Origin of the sequence: Streptomyces sp. NPDC058741, assembly GCF_042746715.1 — a bacterium.
Taxonomy (GTDB): domain Bacteria; phylum Actinomycetota; class Actinomycetes; order Streptomycetales; family Streptomycetaceae; genus Streptomyces.
The window spans coordinates 52,606-71,905 of the sequence record NZ_JBHYQH010000017.1; the positions used below are offsets into that span (position 1 = coordinate 52,606).

General features: G+C 73.1%; 21 protein-coding genes and 3 pseudogenes. 10 read left to right on the forward strand and 14 right to left on the reverse strand.

Translation table 11 applies throughout. The features are described from left to right. Positions 1 to 10: 10 nt before the first annotated feature. Positions 11 to 247 carry a chaplin gene (locus ACFW6P_RS16265; protein WP_386355267.1) on the reverse strand — a complete coding sequence of 79 codons (237 nt, stop codon included), beginning with the start codon at positions 245 to 247 and terminating at the stop codon, positions 11 to 13. Positions 248 to 465: 218 nt separating this feature from the next. On the opposite strand from ACFW6P_RS16265, the gene ACFW6P_RS16270 reads away from it, so the two are divergent. Further along, positions 466 to 672 (forward strand): hypothetical protein, encoded by a 207-nt coding sequence (locus ACFW6P_RS16270; protein WP_386355270.1) that lies wholly within the window; start codon positions 466 to 468, stop codon positions 670 to 672. A gap of 43 nt (positions 673 to 715) precedes the next feature. Here the strand turns inward: ACFW6P_RS16270 and ACFW6P_RS16275 are convergent, their stop codons facing one another. The 5 genes and pseudogenes from ACFW6P_RS16275 to ACFW6P_RS16295 all read right to left on the reverse strand — a co-directional run bounded on the left by ACFW6P_RS16275 (position 716) and on the right by ACFW6P_RS16295 (position 7,038). Further along, a complete protein-coding gene (locus ACFW6P_RS16275; protein ID WP_386355443.1) occupies positions 716 to 1,207 on the reverse strand; it encodes a DUF5709 domain-containing protein in 492 nt (163 codons plus the stop codon). A 206-nt stretch (positions 1,208 to 1,413) separates the two neighbouring features. Next, positions 1,414 to 2,264, reverse strand: a pseudogene (gene prcB / locus ACFW6P_RS16280) (proteasome subunit beta). 74 nt (positions 2,265 to 2,338) lie between these two features. Next, positions 2,339 to 3,814 (reverse strand): hypothetical protein, encoded by a 1,476-nt coding sequence (locus ACFW6P_RS16285; protein ID WP_386355273.1) that lies wholly within the window; start codon positions 3,812 to 3,814, stop codon positions 2,339 to 2,341. Positions 3,815 to 3,949: 135 nt separating this feature from the next. Further along, positions 3,950 to 6,304, reverse strand: a complete 2,355-nt coding sequence (locus ACFW6P_RS16290; RefSeq protein ID WP_386355275.1) for a glycoside hydrolase family 65 protein — start codon at positions 6,302 to 6,304, stop codon at positions 3,950 to 3,952. Next, positions 6,301 to 7,038: an HAD family hydrolase gene (locus ACFW6P_RS16295; RefSeq protein ID WP_386355278.1), complete on the reverse strand. Its 738-nt coding sequence runs from the start codon at positions 7,036 to 7,038 to the stop codon at positions 6,301 to 6,303. The genes ACFW6P_RS16290 and ACFW6P_RS16295 overlap by 4 nt, the downstream gene beginning before the upstream one ends. Positions 7,039 to 7,145: 107 nt before the next feature. On the opposite strand from ACFW6P_RS16295, the gene ACFW6P_RS16300 reads away from it, so the two are divergent. Together ACFW6P_RS16300 and ACFW6P_RS16305 are read left to right on the forward strand one after the other, a co-directional pair. Beyond that, complete coding sequence (locus ACFW6P_RS16300; protein ID WP_386355281.1) at positions 7,146 to 7,835, forward strand: nucleoside/nucleotide kinase family protein; 690 nt, start codon at positions 7,146 to 7,148, stop codon at positions 7,833 to 7,835. Beyond that, on the forward strand, positions 7,832 to 8,341 hold the full coding sequence (locus tag ACFW6P_RS16305) for a GNAT family N-acetyltransferase (RefSeq protein ID WP_386355284.1): 510 nt from the start codon (positions 7,832 to 7,834) through the stop codon (positions 8,339 to 8,341). The genes ACFW6P_RS16300 and ACFW6P_RS16305 overlap by 4 nt, the downstream gene beginning before the upstream one ends. 58 nt (positions 8,342 to 8,399) lie before the next feature. Here ACFW6P_RS16305 and ACFW6P_RS16310 read toward each other — a convergent pair. The 3 genes and pseudogenes from ACFW6P_RS16310 to ACFW6P_RS16320 all read right to left on the reverse strand — a co-directional run. Next, positions 8,400 to 8,680: pseudogene (locus ACFW6P_RS16310) on the reverse strand (hypothetical protein); the annotation flags it as partial. Next, positions 8,656 to 8,784 carry a hypothetical protein gene (locus ACFW6P_RS16315; protein ID WP_386355286.1) on the reverse strand — a complete coding sequence of 43 codons (129 nt, stop codon included), beginning with the start codon at positions 8,782 to 8,784 and terminating at the stop codon, positions 8,656 to 8,658. The gene ACFW6P_RS16315 and the pseudogene ACFW6P_RS16310, both read right to left, overlap by 25 nt. A 52-nt stretch (positions 8,785 to 8,836) precedes the next feature. After that, entirely contained in the window at positions 8,837 to 8,998 is a 162-nt protein-coding gene (locus ACFW6P_RS16320) for a hypothetical protein (RefSeq protein WP_386355288.1), read from the reverse strand. Positions 8,999 to 9,159: 161 nt separating this feature from the next. Between ACFW6P_RS16320 and ACFW6P_RS16325 the strand changes: the two genes are divergently transcribed. The 4 genes and pseudogenes from ACFW6P_RS16325 to ACFW6P_RS16340 form a co-directional block, all read left to right on the forward strand. After that, positions 9,160 to 10,077 (forward strand): MurR/RpiR family transcriptional regulator, encoded by a 918-nt coding sequence (locus tag ACFW6P_RS16325; protein WP_386355291.1) that lies wholly within the window; start codon positions 9,160 to 9,162, stop codon positions 10,075 to 10,077. Between the two features lie 260 nt (positions 10,078 to 10,337). Then, complete coding sequence (locus tag ACFW6P_RS16330) at positions 10,338 to 10,718, forward strand: hypothetical protein (protein WP_386355293.1); 381 nt, start codon at positions 10,338 to 10,340, stop codon at positions 10,716 to 10,718. Positions 10,719 to 10,764: 46 nt separating this feature from the next. Then, positions 10,765 to 11,331, forward strand: a complete 567-nt coding sequence (locus ACFW6P_RS16335) for an antibiotic biosynthesis monooxygenase (RefSeq protein ID WP_386355296.1) — start codon at positions 10,765 to 10,767, stop codon at positions 11,329 to 11,331. Between the two features lie 586 nt (positions 11,332 to 11,917). Then, positions 11,918 to 12,455 (forward strand): annotated as a pseudogene (locus ACFW6P_RS16340) (PP2C family protein-serine/threonine phosphatase); the annotation flags it as partial. A gap of 263 nt (positions 12,456 to 12,718) precedes the next feature. Here the strand turns inward: ACFW6P_RS16340 and ACFW6P_RS16345 are convergent. Both ACFW6P_RS16345 and ACFW6P_RS16350 read right to left on the reverse strand, forming a co-directional pair. Then, positions 12,719 to 13,207, reverse strand: a complete 489-nt coding sequence (locus ACFW6P_RS16345; protein WP_386355299.1) for a flavin reductase family protein — start codon at positions 13,205 to 13,207, stop codon at positions 12,719 to 12,721. Between the two features lie 61 nt (positions 13,208 to 13,268). After that, positions 13,269 to 13,748, reverse strand: coding sequence for a peptidoglycan-binding protein (locus tag ACFW6P_RS16350; protein WP_386355302.1), 480 nt, complete (start codon positions 13,746 to 13,748; stop codon positions 13,269 to 13,271). Positions 13,749 to 14,128: 380 nt separating this feature from the next. Here ACFW6P_RS16350 and ACFW6P_RS16355 point away from each other — a divergent pair, with 380 nt between their 5' ends. Next, the gene (locus tag ACFW6P_RS16355) at positions 14,129 to 14,839 is read left to right on the forward strand and encodes a TetR family transcriptional regulator (protein WP_386355305.1); all 711 of its coding nucleotides are present in this window, start codon (positions 14,129 to 14,131) and stop codon (positions 14,837 to 14,839) included. A 151-nt stretch (positions 14,840 to 14,990) separates the two neighbouring features. Next, positions 14,991 to 15,404, forward strand: coding sequence for a Zn-ribbon domain-containing OB-fold protein (locus tag ACFW6P_RS16360; protein WP_386355307.1), 414 nt, complete (start codon positions 14,991 to 14,993; stop codon positions 15,402 to 15,404). Positions 15,405 to 15,675: 271 nt separating this feature from the next. Here the strand turns inward: ACFW6P_RS16360 and ACFW6P_RS16365 are convergent, their stop codons facing one another. Then, entirely contained in the window at positions 15,676 to 16,062 is a 387-nt protein-coding gene (locus ACFW6P_RS16365; protein WP_386355309.1) for a PPOX class F420-dependent oxidoreductase, read from the reverse strand. Positions 16,063 to 16,560: 498 nt separating this feature from the next. Between ACFW6P_RS16365 and ACFW6P_RS16370 the strand changes: the two genes are divergently transcribed. After that, entirely contained in the window at positions 16,561 to 17,907 is a 1,347-nt protein-coding gene (locus ACFW6P_RS16370) for a S1 family peptidase (RefSeq protein WP_386423987.1), read from the forward strand. Between the two features lie 301 nt (positions 17,908 to 18,208). Here the strand turns inward: ACFW6P_RS16370 and ACFW6P_RS16375 are convergent, their stop codons facing one another. Both ACFW6P_RS16375 and ACFW6P_RS16380 read right to left on the reverse strand, forming a co-directional pair. Beyond that, complete coding sequence (locus ACFW6P_RS16375; RefSeq protein ID WP_386355314.1) at positions 18,209 to 18,394, reverse strand: hypothetical protein; 186 nt, start codon at positions 18,392 to 18,394, stop codon at positions 18,209 to 18,211. 162 nt (positions 18,395 to 18,556) lie between these two features. Continuing rightward, positions 18,557 to 19,252: a L,D-transpeptidase family protein gene (locus ACFW6P_RS16380; RefSeq protein ID WP_386355317.1), complete on the reverse strand. Its 696-nt coding sequence runs from the start codon at positions 19,250 to 19,252 to the stop codon at positions 18,557 to 18,559. Positions 19,253 to 19,300 lie beyond the last annotated feature (48 nt).

The following is a 19,300-nucleotide window of genomic DNA, read 5'->3' on the forward strand; positions in this document are numbered from 1 at the left end:
GGCCGCTACGTCATCCCTCGTTCGAGCACCTGTTGCCGATCGGGGGGCTGAAGAGGTTGAGCGTGTCGAACGTGTTGCCGCAGATGTTGGTGTCGATGTGGAGCGGGATCTGGATGATGTTGCCGGAGAGGACGCCGGAGTTGTGGGCGGAGACGGCCACCGGGCCCTCGTCGGCGCTCGCCGCACCGGCAGTGGCCAGGAGGGCGGCGCAGGCCAGGCCGATCGCGGCAGTCACACGAGTGCGCATGGAAAAGCTCCTGTCATTCGCAGGGACATGTGTGACCACCGTGGCCCGAGGTGCGGCGGTGCGACATCGGGGGGCGTCCGAACGGGGTGCCCGGGGTCCTGCGGGGGTAGGGCCGCGCCTTCAGGATGCACACCGGGCTCCCGCGGGGAATGGTGAGAGCGGACCCGTTTTTCGGCACCGGGGCCGCACCAGCGATCCGGACCCTAGGAGCAGAGAACATGTCGACGTCACAGCCCCCCGCGTCCCGGCCGCCCGAGGACAGCACCACCCCGGACCGTCTGCTCCACGCCCGCACCGGCACCGACGTGTCGCCGGAGGACCTGGTCCTCGCCTCGGGCAAGGACCTCACCCCGCAGAACCTCGAATGGGCCCGGCGCAAGCTGGAGGCGGAGGGGCCGGCCGCCCTCGAGAAGCTGCTGCCCTGACCGCACGCCCCCGGCCGCGGGTCTCTTCGGTTGAGCGGCCGGCTCAGACCGTGACGTCGTCCTCGGGCAGGGCGGTGTCGTCCTCCACGACGTGGACCGCGGCCTCCTCCGCACCGGCGGCGCCGCCGTCGATGCCCATGTCGCTCGCGACGGCGTCCTTCTCGGTGTCGGGGTGGGCCCCCTCGTCCGGCGCGACCAGGCGGCCGGCCCGGGCCGTGCCCGCCTCGGGGTCCACCGGTTCGCCGTCGCTGTCGGGAGTGTCGCCGATGCCGTCCCCGGCCGGCTCGGCCGTCACGTCGGGCACCTCCTGGGCCAGCCGCTCGTCGAGGCTCTCGCCCTCGTGCTGCTCGGCGGCGGTGGTGCCGGTCTTGGTGACGCCGAGCGGCTTCTCCGGCGGGGAGTAGCCCTCGTCGAGGGTGTCGTCGTAGGTCCGCTCGTCGACGGCGTCCTGCAGGTCCAGCGGCGCGGCGTCCGCCTGCTCCTCGTTGCTCCCGGCGGGCTGGTACGCATCGTCCGCCATCGGTTCGGGGCGCATCGGTTCCGTGCCCATTGCTCCTGCCTCCCTGTCGCGTCTGCCGCGTCTGTCGCGACAGGCGTCGACTCGTTCGTCTCGTCCGTTCCGCGTTTCCCGTAATGCGCGCTCTAACCTCGGCGGATGCCGCCCCGCAGGGAGGGGGGAACCGGACGCGACGGCGGGAGGGCCGACCGGTGGAACCCGGCGGTCCCGCGGCCGGAGCGGTCTCACACCGGCGCGCCGGGTCCGTCAGGCCGGCCGCGGCGCTGCTCGACCGTGGTGCGGCTGAGCGCCTCCGTCTCCGCGTCGGGCAGCCGCTCGAAGCCGTCCTCGGTGATCACGGCGACGACGGGGTAGATGCGGCGCGTGAGGTCGGGGCCGCCGGTCGCCGAGTCGTCGCCCGCCGCGTCGTACGGCGCCTGGAGCGCGGCCAGGGCCGTCTCGCGCCGCGACATGCCGGGGCGGTGCAGCTTCTTCAGCGCGCCCCTGGCGTACGGCGCACCGGAGCCCTCGGCGTGGAAGCCGTGCTTCTCGTAGCGGCCTCCGGCGAGGTCGAAGGAGAAGATGCGGCCCTCGTGTCCCCGGGCGCCGTGACGTCATAGCCGGCCAGCAGCGGGACGACGGCGAGGCCCTGCATGGCCTGGCCCAGGCTGCCGCGGATCATGGCGGCCAGCCGGGTCGTCCTCGCGGCGAGGGTCATGGGGATGCCCTCGATCTTCTTCTCGAAGTGCGCCGGCTCCACCTGGTACAGCCTGACCAGGTCCACCGCCAGGCCGACCGTGCCGGCGAAGGCGACGGCGGTGTGGTCGTCCGCGGGGTCCGCCTTCTCCCGGTCCCGCTGGGCGATGAGGTTGCCCAGCGTCGCCCGCCGGTCGCCCGCGATCAGCACGCCGTCGCCGTAGGTGAGGGCGAGCACGGTCGTGCCGTGCGGGACGCCCTTCGCGCGCACCCCGTCCGGCCGGAGGCGGCGGGTGCCCAGCAGCTCGGGGCGGTGGGCCGCCAGGAACTCCGTGAAGGACGACGAGCCCGGTGTGAAGAACTCCGCGCCCAGCCGGCCCTGGTGGTCGCTCGCCGCCATGCCGTTCCGCCTCGTCCGTGACCGTCGTCCCAGTCCTACCTGCACGAGGCGGGCGGGAAACGCGGGCCGGGGCGTCAGGGGGCCGGTGCGACGCGGACGTCCAGGTCCGTGATCCGGTGGACCGGCCAGGCGCGGGCGTAGCGGGGCGGGGTGCCGCCGGCGGGGGCGAGGTGGGCGACCGGGAGCCGGTCCGCGGTGCGCCGGATGTCCTCCACCGTGGTGTTCTCGTTGTTGCCGGAGGTCGCGCCCGAGGAGCAGCCGGTGTAGTAGCCGATGGGGATGGCCTCGTGGCCGGTGAGCAGGCAGGGCGGGCGGACGCCGAGGCGGTGCAGCGCGGCGGCGGTGCGGTCCCAGTCGCGGCGGCTGTCGGTGTTGCGGGTGACGGCGCCGTGCAGGACGGCCAGTTGCACCGCGAGGTGCCCTGCCAGGCAGAGCCCGACGACACACGCGGTGACGGGACGCCATCGTCCGCCGGGTGTTCTGACCAGGTACCACAGGGCGTCCGCGACCGGGATCGCGAGCAGGGCGTAGGACGGCTGGAGGAAGCGGGGGGCGGCGTAGCCGATCATGAACAGGTACGGCAGGGCGGCCGTGGTGGCGCAGGCCAGGGGGATCAGAGTCCGTCCCGAGCGCCGGGCCCGGCCGGCGACGACCAGCGCGAGACCGGCCAGGACGGGCAGTACGAACCACCAGAGCAGGACCGGCGGGTCGGGCATCGACCCGGTGCACGGCCGGCACAGGGCGCGTCCGCCGAGGCTGCGCATCTGGTCGTCGACGGCGAACTGCCAGCCGAGCCCGCCCTGGATGCGGGACGCCTCGCGCAACCGCTCCAGCAGCCCGCCGTGGGCGACGTAGGCCTCGACGACCCACTCCACGGCGCCCGCCACGAGGCCCGCGAGGAGCGCGAGGAGGAGCCGCCGGTGGCGGCGTGCGAGGGTGACGACGAGGAGCGGGACCGTCACCCAGACCGCGTCCATGGGCCGCATCCACGCCATGAGGGCGGCGCCCCCGGCGACACCCCACAGGGCCGGTCGGGCGCCGTGGCCCTCCCGGACGCGCAGGAGGCAGCCCACGCTGATCAGGGCGCCGATCGCGACCCAGTAGTTGGGCATGGCCTGCGGCCCGTAGAAGAGGGTCATCCACAGGGAGGCGAAGAAGGCGCCGCCCACGACCAGCACGCGGGTCGGGAACAGGCCCCGCCAGGCGCGCAGGGCCAGGAAGAGGGCGAGGCCGGACAGCAGGGCGAGGTAGACCCGCAGCAGCACCACGGACGACGACCAGGACGCCACCGGCGCCACCAGCAGGGACACGCCCCGGGAACGCGGTGCGCTGAAGAAGGCCGCCGGGGTGTGGGACGTGACCTGGCTGACGTAGACGGTCTCGTCCCAGCCGAGGCCCAGCACGGGCCGCACCAGGGCGAGTTGCGCCAGGGTGAACACGGCGGCCAGGGCGGCGAGCGCCCGGTCGCCGCGCCACGCGCTGGTGCGTGCCGCCGCCGTCTGTGCACGCCGCCGCCTCCTGACCAGGATGGCGTTCGAGCCGTCGGCCATGTTCCGTCCCTTATCCGTCGAACCACCGAGACACGGGGTCACAGATCCACAGAGTGACAAACATGGACAAACTAACCCGTGCTCGGTGGGGGTGCAGGATGGGATACGGCCGAGTGCCTGACCGGAGAAGACCCGTCAGCGCGTGTGCGGGGCGCGGTGCGGCGGCTGGCCCGGGGCCGGGCGGTGGGGCGGCTCGGGGAGGGGCCGGGTGACGGGGGCCTCCTCGCTCACCGTCAGCTCGGCGCCGTGGTGACGGATCGTCAGCGGCGGTCCGGACCTCAGCGTGTACGTGGCCCGGCCGGCCGTCAGCTCCACGCGCAGGCGGCGGCCGAGGAACCCGACCGTGAAGGCCAGGCGGCTGTACCTCTCGGGCAGCCGCGGCGAGAACCGCAGGGCACCGTCGGTGCAGCGCATGCCGCCGAACCCGGCGACCAGCGCCGTCCAGGTGCCGGCCAGCGAGGCGATGTGCAGTCCGTCGCGGGTGTTGTGCTCCAGGTCGCCCAGGTCCATCAGCGCGGCCTCGGCCGTGTAGGCGGCGGCCAGGTCGAGGTGGCCGGTCCGGGCGGCCATGACGGCCTGGACGCAGGCGGACAGCGAGGAGTCGCGGACGGTCAGCGGCTCGTAGTAGGCGAAGTTGCGGGCGATCTGCTCCTCGTCGAAGTACTCCTCGAAGAAACTGCCGCACGTGTACATCGCCAGGACGAGGTCCGCCTGTTTGACGACCTGTTTGCGGTACAGGTCGAAGTAGGGGAAGTGCAGCATCAGCGGGTACTGCTCCGGGGCGGTGCCAGCGAAGTCCCAGCGCTGGTAGCGGGTGAACCCGGCGTGCTGTTCGTGCACGCGCAGTTCGTCGTTGCAGGGGACGTGCATGGCCTCGGCTGCGGCCCGCCAGGCGGCCGTCTCCTCCTCGCCTGCGGCGAGCCGCGCGGCCTCGTCGGGGTGGCGTTTGCAGGCGTCGGCGGCGGCCAGCAGGTTCGCCCGGGCCATGAGGTTGGTGTAGGTGTTGTCGTCGGCGATCGCGCTGTACTCGTCCGGCCCGGTGACACCGTCGACATGGAAGACGCCCCGGTCGTCGTGGTGGCCGAGGGAGCGCCACAACCGGGCGGTCTCCACCAGCAGTTCGACGCCGACCTCGCGTTCGAAGACGGCGTCGCCGGTGACCGCCACGTACCGCACCACGGCGTCGGCGATGTCGGCGCCCACGTGGAAGGCGGCCGTGCCTGCCGGCCAGTACGCGGAGCCCTCCGAGCCCTCGATGGTGCGCCAGGGGAACGCGGCGCCGCGCAGGCCGAGTTGGGCGGCGCGTTCGCGGGCGGCGGGCAGGGTGTCGAGGCGCCAGCGCAGGGCCTCGGCGGCGGCGTCCGGCGCGGTGTGGGTCAGCAGCGGCAGCACGAACGCCTCGGTGTCCCAGAAGGCGTGCCCGTCGTAGCCGGAGCCGGTGAGTCCCTTGGCGGGGATGGCGCGCCGCTCGGCGCGGGCGCCGGCCTGCAGGACGTGGAAGAGGGCGAAGCGGACGGCCTGCTGGATCTCCTCGTCGCCGTCGATCTCCACGTCGGCGCGCGCCCAGAAGTCGTCGAGGTGGGCCCGCTGGTCCTCCAGGAGCCCCTGCCAGCCGCTGTGCGCGGCCGCCGCCAGGGCCGCCTCGACCTGGTCGCTCATCGCGGGCCGGGAGCGGACGCCGGACCAGCCGTGCGCGACCAGCTTCTCGACCCGCAGCCGCTCCCCCGGCTCCAGCACGGAGGTGACGGTCAGCCGGGCCATGTCGACGTTGCTCTCGCTGCTGGTGGTGGTGCGTTCGGGGCCGGTGACGACGTGGTCGGCGGCGACGGCGACCCGCAGGCCGCTGCGGCGGGTGCGGTGCACCAGGCGCAGCCTGCTGCCCAGGGCGAGGTCCTCCTCCGGTTCCAGCGGCGACTTCAGCGCCTTGGCGGCGCGCGGGTCGCCGTCCGGCTCGGGCAGGCTCTCGTTGGCGACCAGTTCGGACTGGACGACGACACGCGTCCGGCCGTCGACGGGCTCCACCTCGTACGCCACGGCGGCTATCGCCCTCTGGGTGAGGGAGACCAGTCGCGTGGAGCGCACCCGGACGGTCGAGCCGGCCGGTGAGGTCCACTCGCAGACCCGCTCCAGCACCCCCCGCCGCAGGTCGAGGGTCCGCTCGTGGGTGACGAGCCGCCCGTAGCGCAGGTCCAACGGTTCGTCGTCGACGAGGAGGCGCAGCACCTTGCCGTTGGTGACGTCGATGACCGTCTGGCCGGACTCGGGGTAGCCGTAGCCGGCCTCGGCGTACGGCAGGGGGTGCAGTTCGTGGACGCCGTTGAGGTAGGAGCCGGGCAGGCCGTGCGGTTCGCCCTCGTCGAGGTTGCCGCGCCAGCCGACATGGCCGTTGGACAGGGCGAACACGGACTCGCTCTGGGCCAGGAGGTCCAGGTTGAGCTCCGACTCGCGCACGGTCCAGGGTTCGACGGTGTAGGCCCGCTGCACGATCACTCCGCGTCCCCCAGGTCGGCGAGGTCCGTCACGACGACGTCGGCGCCGTGCCGGTACAGGGCGTCGGTCTGCCCGACGCGGTCGACGCCGACGACGTACCCGAAGCGGCCGGCGCGCCCGGCGTCCATGCCGGCCAGGGCGTCCTCGAAGACGGCCGCCTCGGACGGCCGGACACCGAGGTCCTCGGCGGCGGCGAGGAACGTGTCGGGTCGCGGTTTGCCGGGCAGCTTGCGCTCGGCGGCGACGACGCCGTCGATGCGCACGTCGAAGAGGTGCTCGGCGTCGATCGAGCGCAGCACGTCCCGGCAGTTGGCGCTGGAGGAGACGATCGCGGTGCGCAGTCCGGCCGCGCGGACGGCCTCCAGATAGCGCAGGGTGCCCTCGTACGGCTCGACGCCGTCGGTGCGGATCTTCTCCATGAGCAGCGCGTTCTTGCGGTTGCCGAGCCCGTGGACCGTCTCGGCGCCGGGCGGGTCGTCCGGGTCCCCGTCGGGCAGGTCGATGCCGCGGGAGGCGAGGAAGGTGCGTACGCCGTCGGCGCGTGGCCGGCCGTCGACGTACTCGTCGTAGTCGGCCGCCACGAACGGCCGGAAGTCCTCTTTGTCGCGTGCGCGCAGGAAGGCGTCGAACATCTCCTTCCAGGCGGCCGCGTGCACGACGGCCGTCCTGGTGACGACGCCGTCGAGGTCGAAGAGGCAGGCGTGGATGTCGTCGGGTAGACCGAGCTGCGTCATACAGGACCCGTTCCCCGGCACGTGGCCGTCCACCGAGTGGCGCACGCCACATCGGTCGGGTTCCGCTGCCCTCCGGCACGGGAGGGCGAGGTGACACACTCTCCGGTGTGCCGCTCACCTTCGACGACCTCCTCCGGCGCGCCCGGTCCCTGCCCCGGGGAGGCCGGCGCGCGCTCCTCGGCATCGCCGGCAGCCCGGGGGCGGGCAAGTCGACGCTCGCCGAGCACCTGGTGCGGGAACTGAACGGGACGGACGAGCCCTGGGTGGCGCACGTCCCCATGGACGGCTTCCATCTCTCGGACGCCGAGCTGGAGCGGCTCGGGCTGCGGGAGCGCAAGGGCGCGCCCGAGACGTTCGACGCGGCCGGGTACGCGGCGCTCCTGGGCCGCCTGCGCGACGGCCCCCACGGCGACACCGTCTACGCCCCCGGTTTCGAGCGCGTCCTGGAGCAGCCGCTGGCCGGGGCGATCCCGGTCCCCGCGACGGCCCGGCTGATCGTCACCGAGGGCAACTACCTGCTCCTCGACAGCGGCGCCTGGCCCCGCGTCCGCCCGCTCCTGGACGAGGTGTGGTTCTGCGAGCTGCCCGAGGAGGAACGCCTGCGCCGGCTGATCACCCGGCACGAGGAGTTCGGCAAGACGCACGACGAGGCCGTGGCGTGGGTGGAGCGCTCGGACCGGCGCAACGCGGAGCTGATCGCCCCGACCCGGGACCGGGCCGATGTGGTGGTACCGCAGTCGGCGCTGCCGGGGGCCGTTTCCCCTCCCCCGGCCGATGGGGCAGGATCGACCGCATGATCAGGCCCGCCACCGTGCACGACGTCCCCGCCATCCGGACGATGATCCGCGAACTCGCCGCCTACGAGAAGGCCGGGGAACAGGCCCGCGCCACCGAGGAGCAGCTGCGCGAGGCCCTGTTCGGCGCGCACCCGGCCGCGTTCGCCCTGATCGCCGAGGACGACGGCACGGGCGAGACCGTGGGCTACGCCCTGTGGTTCCCGCGCTTCTCGACCTGGACGGGCACGCGCGGCATGCACCTGGAGGACCTGTACGTACGGCCCGCGGCACGGGGCGGGGGCCACGGCAGGGCGCTGCTGGCGTCCCTCGCCGCGCTGTGCCGGCGCGAGGGCTACGACCGGTTCGAGTGGTGGGTGCTGGACTGGAACGAGCCGGCGATCGGCTTCTACTCGTCGCTCGGCGTGGAGTTCCTGGACGAGTGGCGGGTGTGCCGCCTCAGCGGCGAGCCCCTGGAGGAACTCGCCGCCCGGGCGCCGGAGGCGGTGGGCACGGCTGGTGCCAGGTGAGCCGCCTCCGGCCGGACGGTGCCGGTTCCGCGTGCGACTCGCCCGCCCCGATCGCCGGTCATCGCTGCGCGGGCTCCTGCGCGTGCCGGCGGGCACGCGGCGCGAGGGTCAGGGTGTGCGGGCCCTGTCCACCGATGTAGACGCGGTTCCCGCTGGTGGCGTCGGTGCCGCCCACCACGGTGTGGTCCTGGACCGGGTCGTACCGCAGGAGGTCGCCCCGCTCCGGCCCGGCCCGGCCAGCGGCTCACCCGCCCGCACCGCGGCCTCGACCCGGATCTCGTCGTCACCGGCCCGGTAGGTCATCGGCTCGGTCGTCAGGCACCAGCGCCCGTCGCCCATCGCAGGGCGTCGAGGACATCGACCGGTTCCCGGTCGCGGATGCGCGCCCAGAGCGCCTCTCGTCGGTTCTCCAGGGTCTTTTCCAGCGCACTCGGTGCGCCCATGCGGCCTCACCTGCGAAAACGTCGTCGGTTCGCTCGCGGTTGCGGGGGCGGGCTACCGCTCGTCGTAGTCGTCGGGGCGCACCTCGGCCTCTTCCAGGGCCTCGCGCATCGTGCGGCCGGTCGCGCCCGGCGGCCGGGTGTCCTTCTCCTCGCGCTGCTCCAGGACCTCGTCCGTGGTCTGCGTCTTGGGACGGTTCTCCTCGGGGACGGTCATCGCGGTCGCTCCTCTCGGGATCTTCTTCCGCGGCGGCGGGTTCCCAGCGGGCCCTCGGGTGTCCCCGAGCCCCACCGCTCATGTGCACCCGCGAAGAATCCCTGGTCACTGCGGTGCGTGAGCTATGTTGAACCTCCGTGGGAGACGAAGGAGGCGCACCGGTGCCATCGCCGCAGCAGGCACGCGCACAGGCATCCGCGATCAGCACGGGGAAAGCCGCCCCGGAGACGGAGGTCTCCCCGTCATCCCAGATGCGCACCCTCTTCGACCGGCCCCGGCTGTCCCCGGGGCAGCGGCGCATCGCCCAGTACCTGATCGAGAACATCACCGAGGCGGCGTTTTTGTCGATCACGGATCTCGCCGACCGGGTCGGGGTGAGCCAGCCGTCGGTGACGCGGTTCGCCTCGGCGGTAGGCTTCAGCGGCTACCCGGCCCTGCGGGAGAAGCTGCAGTCGATCGCGCTCGGCACCCTCGCCGGCGGCCCGGCCGAGGAGAACCGGGGCAACGAACTGCAGGCGGCGGTCGACGCCGAGATCGAGAACCTGGAGAACCTGCGGCGGGACCTCGCCGACCCGAACGCCGTCATCGACGTCGGCCGCAAGCTGTCCTCCTCCACGCCCCTGACGGTCCTGGGCCTGCGCATCTCCGTGTCGCTCGCGGAGTACTTCGCCTACGCCGCGCGCCGGATCCACCCGGACGTGCGGCTCGTGACGCGGGGCGGCAGCGTCGCCTACGACGCACTCCTGCAGTCGCGTGAGGCGGGCGGTACGTGGGTGCTGGCCTTCTCGATGCCGCGGCACGCCCAGGAGACCCTGACGGCCGTGCGGGTCGCGCGGGGCGCCGGGCTCAAGGTCGCCCTGATCACCGACCTGGCCCTCGGGCCGCTCGCCGACGAGGCGGACGTCGCCTTCGCCACCGGCACCGGTTCGCGCCTGGTCTTCGACTCCTATGCCGCCCCGGGCGTGATCTGCTCGGCGCTGCTGCAGGCGATGACGGACGCCGACCCGGAGCGGACGCAGGCCCGTCTCGAGGAGTACGAGCAGGTCGCCGACCAGCACCATTTCTTCCTGAGGGACTGAGCGGCACCCACCTCGCCGCATACCTGGAGCAATCACAAGAAAGCGCGCATGAATGTTTTCATACGTCTTGCAAACCAGAAGGCATATATAAATACTGCTCACGGATCGCGACCCGGCCCTTCCGGATCCGTTCCGCACCCGAGGAGGCCGGGTCCTACCCGCTCCGGCGTCCCGGGTGTCCGTGGCGGCCCCGGTCATCCCCTAGGCCGGGGCCGCCGTGACCCGTCGTCCACCCCCACGGCGCCGCACACCCGAGAGCGATGATCATGCCTCTGACGTCCACGCGCATCAGCCCGGACTGGCCCTGCCAGGTGAAGACCCCCGGGAGCTACGACTGGGAGCGCTCGGCGGCCAAGTGGCTGCGCGAACTGGTGCCCGCGCGCTACGCCGGCTACCCCGTGTTCGTCCGCCACCCCGTGCTCCTCGCCCGGCACGCCGAGATCCAGATCCAGCAGGAGATCCGGGTCGCGCGCACGGCCCTGCAGACCGCCCGCGCCGACCTGCCCGGTCTCGGCCTGCACGAGGGTGTCATCGAGCACACCATCAAGCTGTACGCGGCCGAGGTCATGCAGCTGCAGCACATCGCGCGCAGCGTGCGGGTCGTCACCCGGGCCCTGATCGAGGCCGGCCGCCCCGCGTGACGCTCCGGGAGGCATGACCCGCCGCGTACGTGGCACGGGTAAGGCGATGAGCACCACGCGAGCCCGCCGTCCGGAGCCCGTCACCACGGTCCTGACCTGGCAGGTGCGGCCCGGCCGGGAGTCGCAGTTGGAGGAGTGGACGCGCGGTGTCACCCGCTGCGCCCGGCGCTTCCCGGGCGACGAGGGCGTCTGCTGGCTCGCCCCCGAGGACGGCCACCGCTACCACGCGGTGCTGCGCCGGTCCGACCGGCACCGGCTCGCCGCATGGCTGGAGTCCGAGGAGCGGGCGCACTGGCACCGGCGGATCGAGGACATCGCCACCGAGGTCAGCAGCGAACGCCAGTCGACGACCGGCATGGAGACCTGGTTCCACCTGCCGGGCACCACCGTGCAGGCACCGCCCCGCTGGAAGATGGTCCTGGTGACCTTCCTCGGCGCCTACCCCTTCGTCCTGCTCATCCAGTGGCTGGTGACGCCGTTCACGGCCGGCTGGCCGCTGCCGCTGCGGGCCGCCGTGTTCCCGCTGGTGCTGCTGCCGGTGCTGACGTACCTCGTGATGCCCCGGCTCAGCCGGCTGCTGCGGCAGTGGCTGTACCCGCGGGACGGAAACTGACGGCATGAGGGGCGGGCTGGACGCGACGCACGAGGCGGAAGTGACCGGTGAGCGCTCCTCTCCTGCGCAGCGCTCTGCGCATCGGTGCAGGTGTGCCATGCTCGACGCGTGACGAGCGAGCCCGTGACACCGGAGCAGCCCAAAGCCGCGCCGGACCTGGTCGAACTGGCCAGGGTGGTCGCCCGGCAGCGCGCCGAGCTGGACCGGCCGCGCGACCAGGCGACGACGTCGGCCGTCGTGGAGCGCGCCAAGGGCGCCGTCATGGCCCTCACCGGGTGTCCCGCCGACGCCGCGGACGAGCGGTTGCGCGAGCAGGCCAAGGCGGCCCGTCACACGCTGCTGGAGGAGTGCTGGATCACGCTCGGCGGCCTGGCCCCCGCCGGGCCCGTCCGGGGCGAGGCGGCCGGCTGCGCCGGCGCCGAGGAGCCCGGCTCCGGGGGTGGTGCCCCGGAGGAGGCCACCGGGGCGGACGACGTCGCCGCCGCCCTGAGCCGCCTCGCCCGGGCCCTGGTCAGGGTGACGACGCCGCAGGATCTCGCGCGGTGCCTGCTGGAGCACCTCGCGCCGGACATGGCGGCGGACGCCCGGGCACGGGGTCGACGCCGTCGCCACCATGGCACAACTGCGGTTCACCGCGAAGGGCATGGTCCTCACCGGCTCCTCCCTGACGGGTGCGCTCGCCCGGCTGAACCGGCTGCTGCTGCACTCGCACGACGCGTACGCGACCGCCACCATGATGCTGGCCCGCTACAGCCCCGGCGACCGCCGCCTGGTCTGGGCGCAGGCCGGGCACACTCCGCCCCGGCTGCTGCGCCGCGGTGAGGCGCGGTTCCTGCGGCGTCCGCGCGGCATGCTGATCGGCGCGTGCGCGACGCCGGTGTACGAGGAGGCGGAGTGCCGTCTCGAACCGGGCGACCGGCTGATCCTGTACACGGACGGCCTGGTCGAGCACCCACCGGACAGCGTCGACCGGGGTATGGAGCGCCTCGCCGAGGCGGTGGCGGCGCCGCACCCGGGCGCACCGGCGTCCCTGGGGCCGCTGCTGGCGCCGGATGCTGCCGGAGGAACGGCGCGACGACGTGTGCGTGGTGGACGTCCGGGTTCCGGCGGTGCGGGAGCGGTAGGGGCGCCGCCCGCGGCCGTACCGCGCCGCGGTTCAGGAGCCGCCGCGGTGCCGCCAGTACCACCACAGCCCCACCAGCACGGCCAGCAGGAAGAGCGAGGGCAGGACCAGGCCGGGGATGCGGGAGCCGTTCATGGACGTGGCCTCCGTTCGCGGTGGAGCGGGCGGCGCGGGTGCCGCCCCGGCCAGGGTGGGACCGCGGGGGCCCGCAGCTCTCCCGCTTTTCCGAGCCGTTGCCGGGCGTTCGACCGGCGGGACACGAGATCAGTCGACCGGGTGACCGGGCGCGATGTCCAGGGTGTCGGAGAGGCGCATCAGGGGACGGGCGTCGCAGGTGCGCCCGCCGCGCTCGACCGGGTCCAGGACGAAGCCGATGTGGTCGCCGCCGCCGCAACGCGTCACGATCCTGCCGACGAACCAGGCCGCCGCGTCCTCCAGGACGACCGCCCCGCCGTACGCCTCGCGCAGCGCGACGTCGCGGAACTTGTCCTCCTCGTCGCCGGTGTGGCCGCCGAACAGCGCGGCGAGGTCGTGCTGGTCGCGGGTCAGCAGGTGCACGGCGAGGAACTCGGCGCTCCGTGCCACGCGGAAGGTGTCGTTGAGCTCCGACAGCCACACCACGAACCGGACGGGCCGCATCGAACACTGCGAGGCGAAGCCGACCAGACAGCCCGCCCGTTCTCCTCTCGCGACGGCCGTGACGAGGCACATGTCGGGGTCCAGCCGGTCGACGAACGCGTCCATGACGGCCATGTTCGCATCACTTCCGGGGCCGGGCGACGCGCGGCGCCGGCCGTCCCGCGGGTGAGGCGGGTCAGGCGGCGACCGGTGCCGTGCGGGACTCCGGTGCGGCGCGGGTGTCGTCGCCGTAGACGACGGTCTCGTCGCCGCGGATGCCGTACCAGAGCTGGAAGCGGGCGACCGCCGCGGTCAGGGTGGGGTCGTAGCGGCCGTCGGTGGGGCCGTCCCGGTCGACGTCGGGGATGCGCAGCAGGCGCTCCTGGAGTTCGGTCACCTCGGGGCCGGTGGCTCCCTCGCGCAGGGTGCCGGCGCCGTCGGGGTCCGCGGGCGGGGTCGGGCCGGTCTCGGGGGCGGTGACGGACGGGGTGGGCCGGGGGGCGGGTGCCGCGTCGTCATCGGTGGTGCCGCCGTCCCGGAGCAGGAGCGCTCCGCCGAAGCCGATCACCGCCGCCGCCACGACGGCCACGGCGACGGCGGCGGGGCGCAGTCCGGCTCCCGGGAGCCCGGTCCGGTGTCCCTCCTGCCGGGGAGCGACGGACGGGATTTCCTGCATGTGGTCCTCGGGGCCGGCCGGGGTCCCCGGCAGGGTGACGGACTCGTAGCCCCCCGGAGGCTGTGCCGGCCGCGCGGCCCGTCGCCCCGTGGTACTCCCGCATCAGCTCCGCGAGCGCGTCGGTGCGGCGCGGGCGCAGGACGCGGATGGGTTCGAGGAGCGGACCGTCGTGCGGCCGCGCGGGCTCGGACGGTGTCGACACGCTGCTCTCCTTCCGTCCGGGCCCGGGGGCCCGACGTCGTGGATCGTCCTGCCGCTGGATACGCGGGCGGCGCGCCGCGGACTCAAAGGAGCCCCGGCCGATCACCCGGGTAACTCAGTACCTCCCCAGGAGTGCACCGAGTGCCACGCGAGGTGCTCCGGGTGCTACGTTCCAGACCATGACCTCCGAGAAAGCCGGCACGGGCAACGGGAAGCCGCCCATGCGGGACGCCCTGGTGGCGGCGGCGTTCCAGCTGTTCCTGGAGCGGGGGTACGAGCAGACCACCGTCGACGACATCGTGGCGCTCGCCGGTGTCGGACGGCGCTCGTTCTTCCGCTACTTCCCCTCCAAGGAGGACGTGGTCTTCCCGGACCACGAACGCTGCCTGGCCGACATGACGGCCTTCCTGGGCGAGAGCGCTGACGACGACGAGCCGGTGCGGCGGGTCTGCGACGCGGCACGTCTCGTGCTGCGCATGTACGCCGAGAACCCGACGTTCTCCGTGCAGCGCTACCGCCTCACCAAGGAGGTCCCCGGCCTGCGCGCCTACGAGCTGTCGGTGGTCTGGCGCTACGAGCGGGCCCTGGCCGAGTACCTGCGCCGACGTCTCGCCGCCCGCCGGGACGGGACGCTCCAGGCCGATGTGATCGCGGCGTCCGTGGTCGCGGCGCACAACAACGCGCTGCGCTCCTGGTTGCGTTCGGAGGGGAAGGGCGCGGCGGACGCGGCGATGGACCACGCGCTGGCGTACGTGCAGTCCGCGTTCGGCGACGCGCCGGCGCCCCCGGCCGGTGAGCGGGCCGACGACGTGGTGGTCGTCGTCTCGCGGCGCGGAGCCCCTCTGTGGCGGGTGGTGCAGGAGATCGAGTCGACGCTGGGGCGCGCCTGAGCCCGCTCACCTTGAGGGTACGGAGTGCCTTTACGAGTGACACTGAGTGCCATACGCTGTGCTGCGTGCACGGTGGCACGGCGAACCGCGCACCCGTGTGCGCGGGGCCCGCGCCCACGGATTTCCGGCCGAGTGCAGGGAGTTGACCAGCGTGTACCACCCCTCAGGAAGCGTCGCTCAGCAGGCAGCCGGCTCCGCGACGGGTCTCCTCGACCCGAAGGCCGCGGACAGGAACGCCATCCTCTTCCAGCGCTGCACCTGGTGCGGCACCGCCATGTACCACCGGCTGATCTGCCCGGTCTGCCGGGGCGCGGACCTGCGCACCGAGCGCAGCGAGGGCACCGGCACCGTGCGCCACTCCACGGTGGTGCACCGCAACACGCCCGCGGCGCGCAACGTGTCGCTGGTCGAGATGACCGAGGGGTTCATCGTGCGCGGCCGGGTGATGGGCCCGCCCATCGGCATCCACAGCGGTGACCGGGTACGGCTGTCCACGGCCAAGGACCCGGTACGGGGCGAACCGGTCTTCCAGCTCCTGGACGAGCCGTACCGGTCCTGGAGCTGACGGGACCTCAGACGGCGCCCCGCTCCGAAGGAGCCCGGGGCGGCCGGGCACCCGGGCGGCGCCCGCCTCACCCTGCTCCCGCTCCGGAGGCCCCCGGTCGACGTGCCGCTCGACGTCGCCCAGGAGGCCCACTGCGGTGCAGCCCCCGATAGCCCTCCCCGGGGCGCAGGCGGTCATACGACGGGTCATCGTCGCACCGCGCGCGGCACACCAGGACGGACAGGTCGTCCTCGACGGTGACGGCCCCTCGAAGACGTGCGCTCGCCGGACCTCAGCCGGCGAAAGTGATCCGGATGCCCACCGTGCCGTCGAGGCCCCGGCGCAGCCGGCTGCCCAGCAGGGTGAGCCGACCCATCACTCCGTACTTGCGGGCGATCAGCCGCCGGTAGCGTGCGGTGGTCTCCGGGTCGCAGATCTCCGCCGTGGCGGGCACCTGGTCCCCGGTGGGGTTGCCGCGCACGTCGCACGGACCGACCAGGACGTCCGCCCGGTTGCGGATCCGCTTGACCTTCCAGGAGTCGGCCGCGGTCCAGACGCCGAGCGCGTCCCCGTCGCGCACCACCCAGACGGGGGTGGCCACCGGAGTGCCGTTCTTGCGGTAGCTGGTGACCAGCAGGTACTTGCCCGTGCCCAGCTTGTCCAGCGCCGTGTCGTCCATGGCGTGCAGTGTACGTTTCCGGACCCCGGCGCCGCTGGTCAGGCCGCTGCGAGGGAAATTGCCTTTCGGGGGCGGCCGGCCGACGGTTAGGGTCGCGGCGAGTCGTCACGAGGAGCTGGGACATGGTCGGTCACCCGGGCGCGCGTTGACGTCGTGGGCCGCCTCGGCCCGTCATCGCGTGCCGCCCCTGACGATGCGGCACAGCGAGCCTTCTCCGGCCTGAACCGCCGGCGCACCCTCGTGCGCCCGGTGGCAGGCCTCGTTCCCGGCATCACGAGGGGTCTTCCGTGCCGTCCGCTTCCTCCGCCGGATCCGGCTCCGGTCGATCCGCTCACGCGCAGCCGGGCCCGGCCGCCGACCGGGTCGCCGGCTGACGGCCGAAGAGATCACTCCTGGGGTGAACACCGCGCCGCTGCGTCCCGTATGGGTAGCAGGGCACTCGAATCGACGAGGGCCCCGCGGTGTTCGAAGCGTGATGTTCGGGTTCGGGAGCCATGCATGAGGCACGCACGACGACGGGTCGTCCGGCGAGTAGCACGACTGGCGGCCGTCGGCGGACTCCTCCTCGGAGGAGCGATGGTCACCACCGCCGTGGCGAGCGAGCCCCCGGACCCCTCCACCGGCGTGCCGTTCACCGCGCCGCCGGCGGAGGGCGAGGGGACGGACCTGGTGTCGCGGCTGGGCTCCGCGCGCACGGCGGGCAGCTGGATCGACTCGGCCGGGCGGCCGGTCGTCGCGGTCACCGACGAGAAGGCGGCCGCGGAGGTCGAACGCGCCGGCGCCCGGGCCAAGATGGTCCGCCACAGCATGAGCGATCTCAAGTCCGCGACGGCGACGCTGCGTTCGGTGCCCAGAGTCTCCGGGACGTCCTGGGCGCTGGACTACGAGAACAACGCGGTGGTGGTCCGGGGTGACGAGACCGTCTCCGCCTCCGACTGGGCGCGGCTGACCGAGGTAGCCGAGAGCGTCGGCGGCTTCGTGCGCATGGAGCGCACCGAGGGCACGTTCACGACGCGGCTCAACGGCGCGCAGCCGATCCTGTCGACCGCCGGGCGCTGTTCGGCGGGCTTCAACGTGACCGACGGCGAGAGCGACTTCATCCTCACGGCCGGGCACTGCGGACCCGACGGCTCCGTCTGGTTCGCCGACGACCGGGGCCGGGAGCAGGTCGGCACCTCGCTCCGGGGGAGCTTCCCCGGTGACGACTACTCCCTGGTGAAGTACGACGGCGGCCGTGCGGGCAAGGGCGCCGACGTGGTGTCGATCGGGAGTAGCAGGGGCGTGCGGATCACGGGCGTGGCCGATCCGGAGGTCGGGCAGAAGATCTTCCGCAGCGGCAGCACCAGCGGTCTGCGCCAGGGCGAGGTGACCGCGCTCAACGCGACGGTCAACTACCCCGAGGGCACGGTCACCGGCCTCATCGAGACCGACGTGTGCGCCGAACCGGGCGACAGCGGCGGCCCGATGTTCGCCGACGGCATCGCGCTCGGCGTGACGTCGGGCGGCAGCGGGGACTGCACGGCGGGCGGGACGACGTTCTTCCAGCCGGTGACGAAGGCGCTGACCGAGCTGAAGGTCAAGCTGATCGTGTCCAAGCAGACCGGTGGCACCGGCGCCGCGCCCGCGCCGTCACAGGGCGCGGCAGCGGCCTCGCCCGGTTCCCCGGTGCCGGTGACGGGAGAGGATGTCTCGTCGCTGGTGAACCGCCTCGCCGACCCGCGCAACGTCGGCCCGGGCCTGCTGGTCGTCGCGGGCAGCCTCATCGCGCTGGTGGCGACCCGCTGGATCCGGGCGGAGCAGGACCGCAAGGCGTACCGGCAGTACTACTCGGCCACCTGGGGATGAGCCCGGGGCGGCGGGCAGTCGGGACCTCGGCTCAGCCGAGGGTGAGCAGCAGCGTCGCGCCGCCCCGCCCCGCCCCGCCCCGAGCAGTCCCAGCACCTGACGGCCACCGACCGGCTCGTCAGCAGGACGAGGCCGAGGACGACCGCCCCGCACAGCACCGACAGCGCGACGGGGGCAGCAGGCAGCCGGTGGAATCCACGATGCCGTGGACGACGGCCGAGGAAAGCGCGAGAAGGGCACCCGTTGGATCAGGGATGCCCTTCGACGAGGGGGCGATGCGTCAGGGCCGGGAAGAGAGCGCTCAGGCCGCCGGCGCCGACTGCGGGGCAGCGGTGGCCCACTCCATGACGAGGCGCTGGTACTCCTCGCGCTGTTCGACGCTCAGTGTCCCGCCCGATCGGCGCCACAGCGCCCGGATCTCCTCGTTGACCTCGTCAGCCGATCGCTCGGAAGAGGTTTCAACACTGGTGGACATGCTGTGAAGCATACGTCGCCTTGAGTGAAGACGATGTTAGCAATAGTGAGTTGAGCGGACATCACGGACAGTGTCGCTGATCACGTCCAACTGCCGGTAAACGTGACCCTGTTCACAGGCGCCGAAGACCGGTGAGGAGCCCCGGGCCGGTCCGGCACCGGGGCTCCGGCGGGATCAGGTGCCCGGCTTGCGGCCGTACACGAAGACGTCGTCGCCCTTCTTCAGCAGCGACCAGTACTTCCTGGCGTCCGTCCTGGTCATGTTGACGCAGCCGTGGGAGCCCGGCGGGTTCCACATGCTGACGCCGACCGAGTGGAAGGCCTGGCCGCCGTCGAAGAACTGGGCGTACGGCATCGGCACGTGGTAGATGGACGACACGTGGTCGATGTTGCGCCAGTAGACCTTCTTCAGGCCGGTGCGGGTCTCGTAGCCGTTCCGGCCGGTGCGGACCGGGACGGGCCCGTAGACGAGCTTCTTGCCGTCCTGGATCCAGCTCAGCTGGAGCGTGAGGTTCACGCAGGCGATACGGCCCTTGTTCACCGGGCACTTGCCGTCCTTGTTGGGGTTGGTGCCGACGGCCTTCTGCCTCTGCATCAGGTCCATCACCCCCCAGGTGACGGGACCGGCGTAGCCGATGTTCGGGGAGATGCCGTGCTTGGTCTGGAAGGCGCTGATGGCCTTGCAGTCGGCGGCGGACTGCTTGCCGTCGACCGGCCGGCCGAGGAACTTCTCCACCTTCTTCTGGTACGGGCCGGTCTGCGTGGTGCAGCCCGCGGCCTGCGCCGGCGCGGCACCGAGCGCGAGCGTGAGCGGTGCCACCAGTCCGGTGATCCCGAGTGCGACGGCGCCCCGTCTGCGTACGTCCCCCATGGTGGGTCCTGCCTTTTCGCGGAAGTGGTCACATGGTTGCGATCCCTG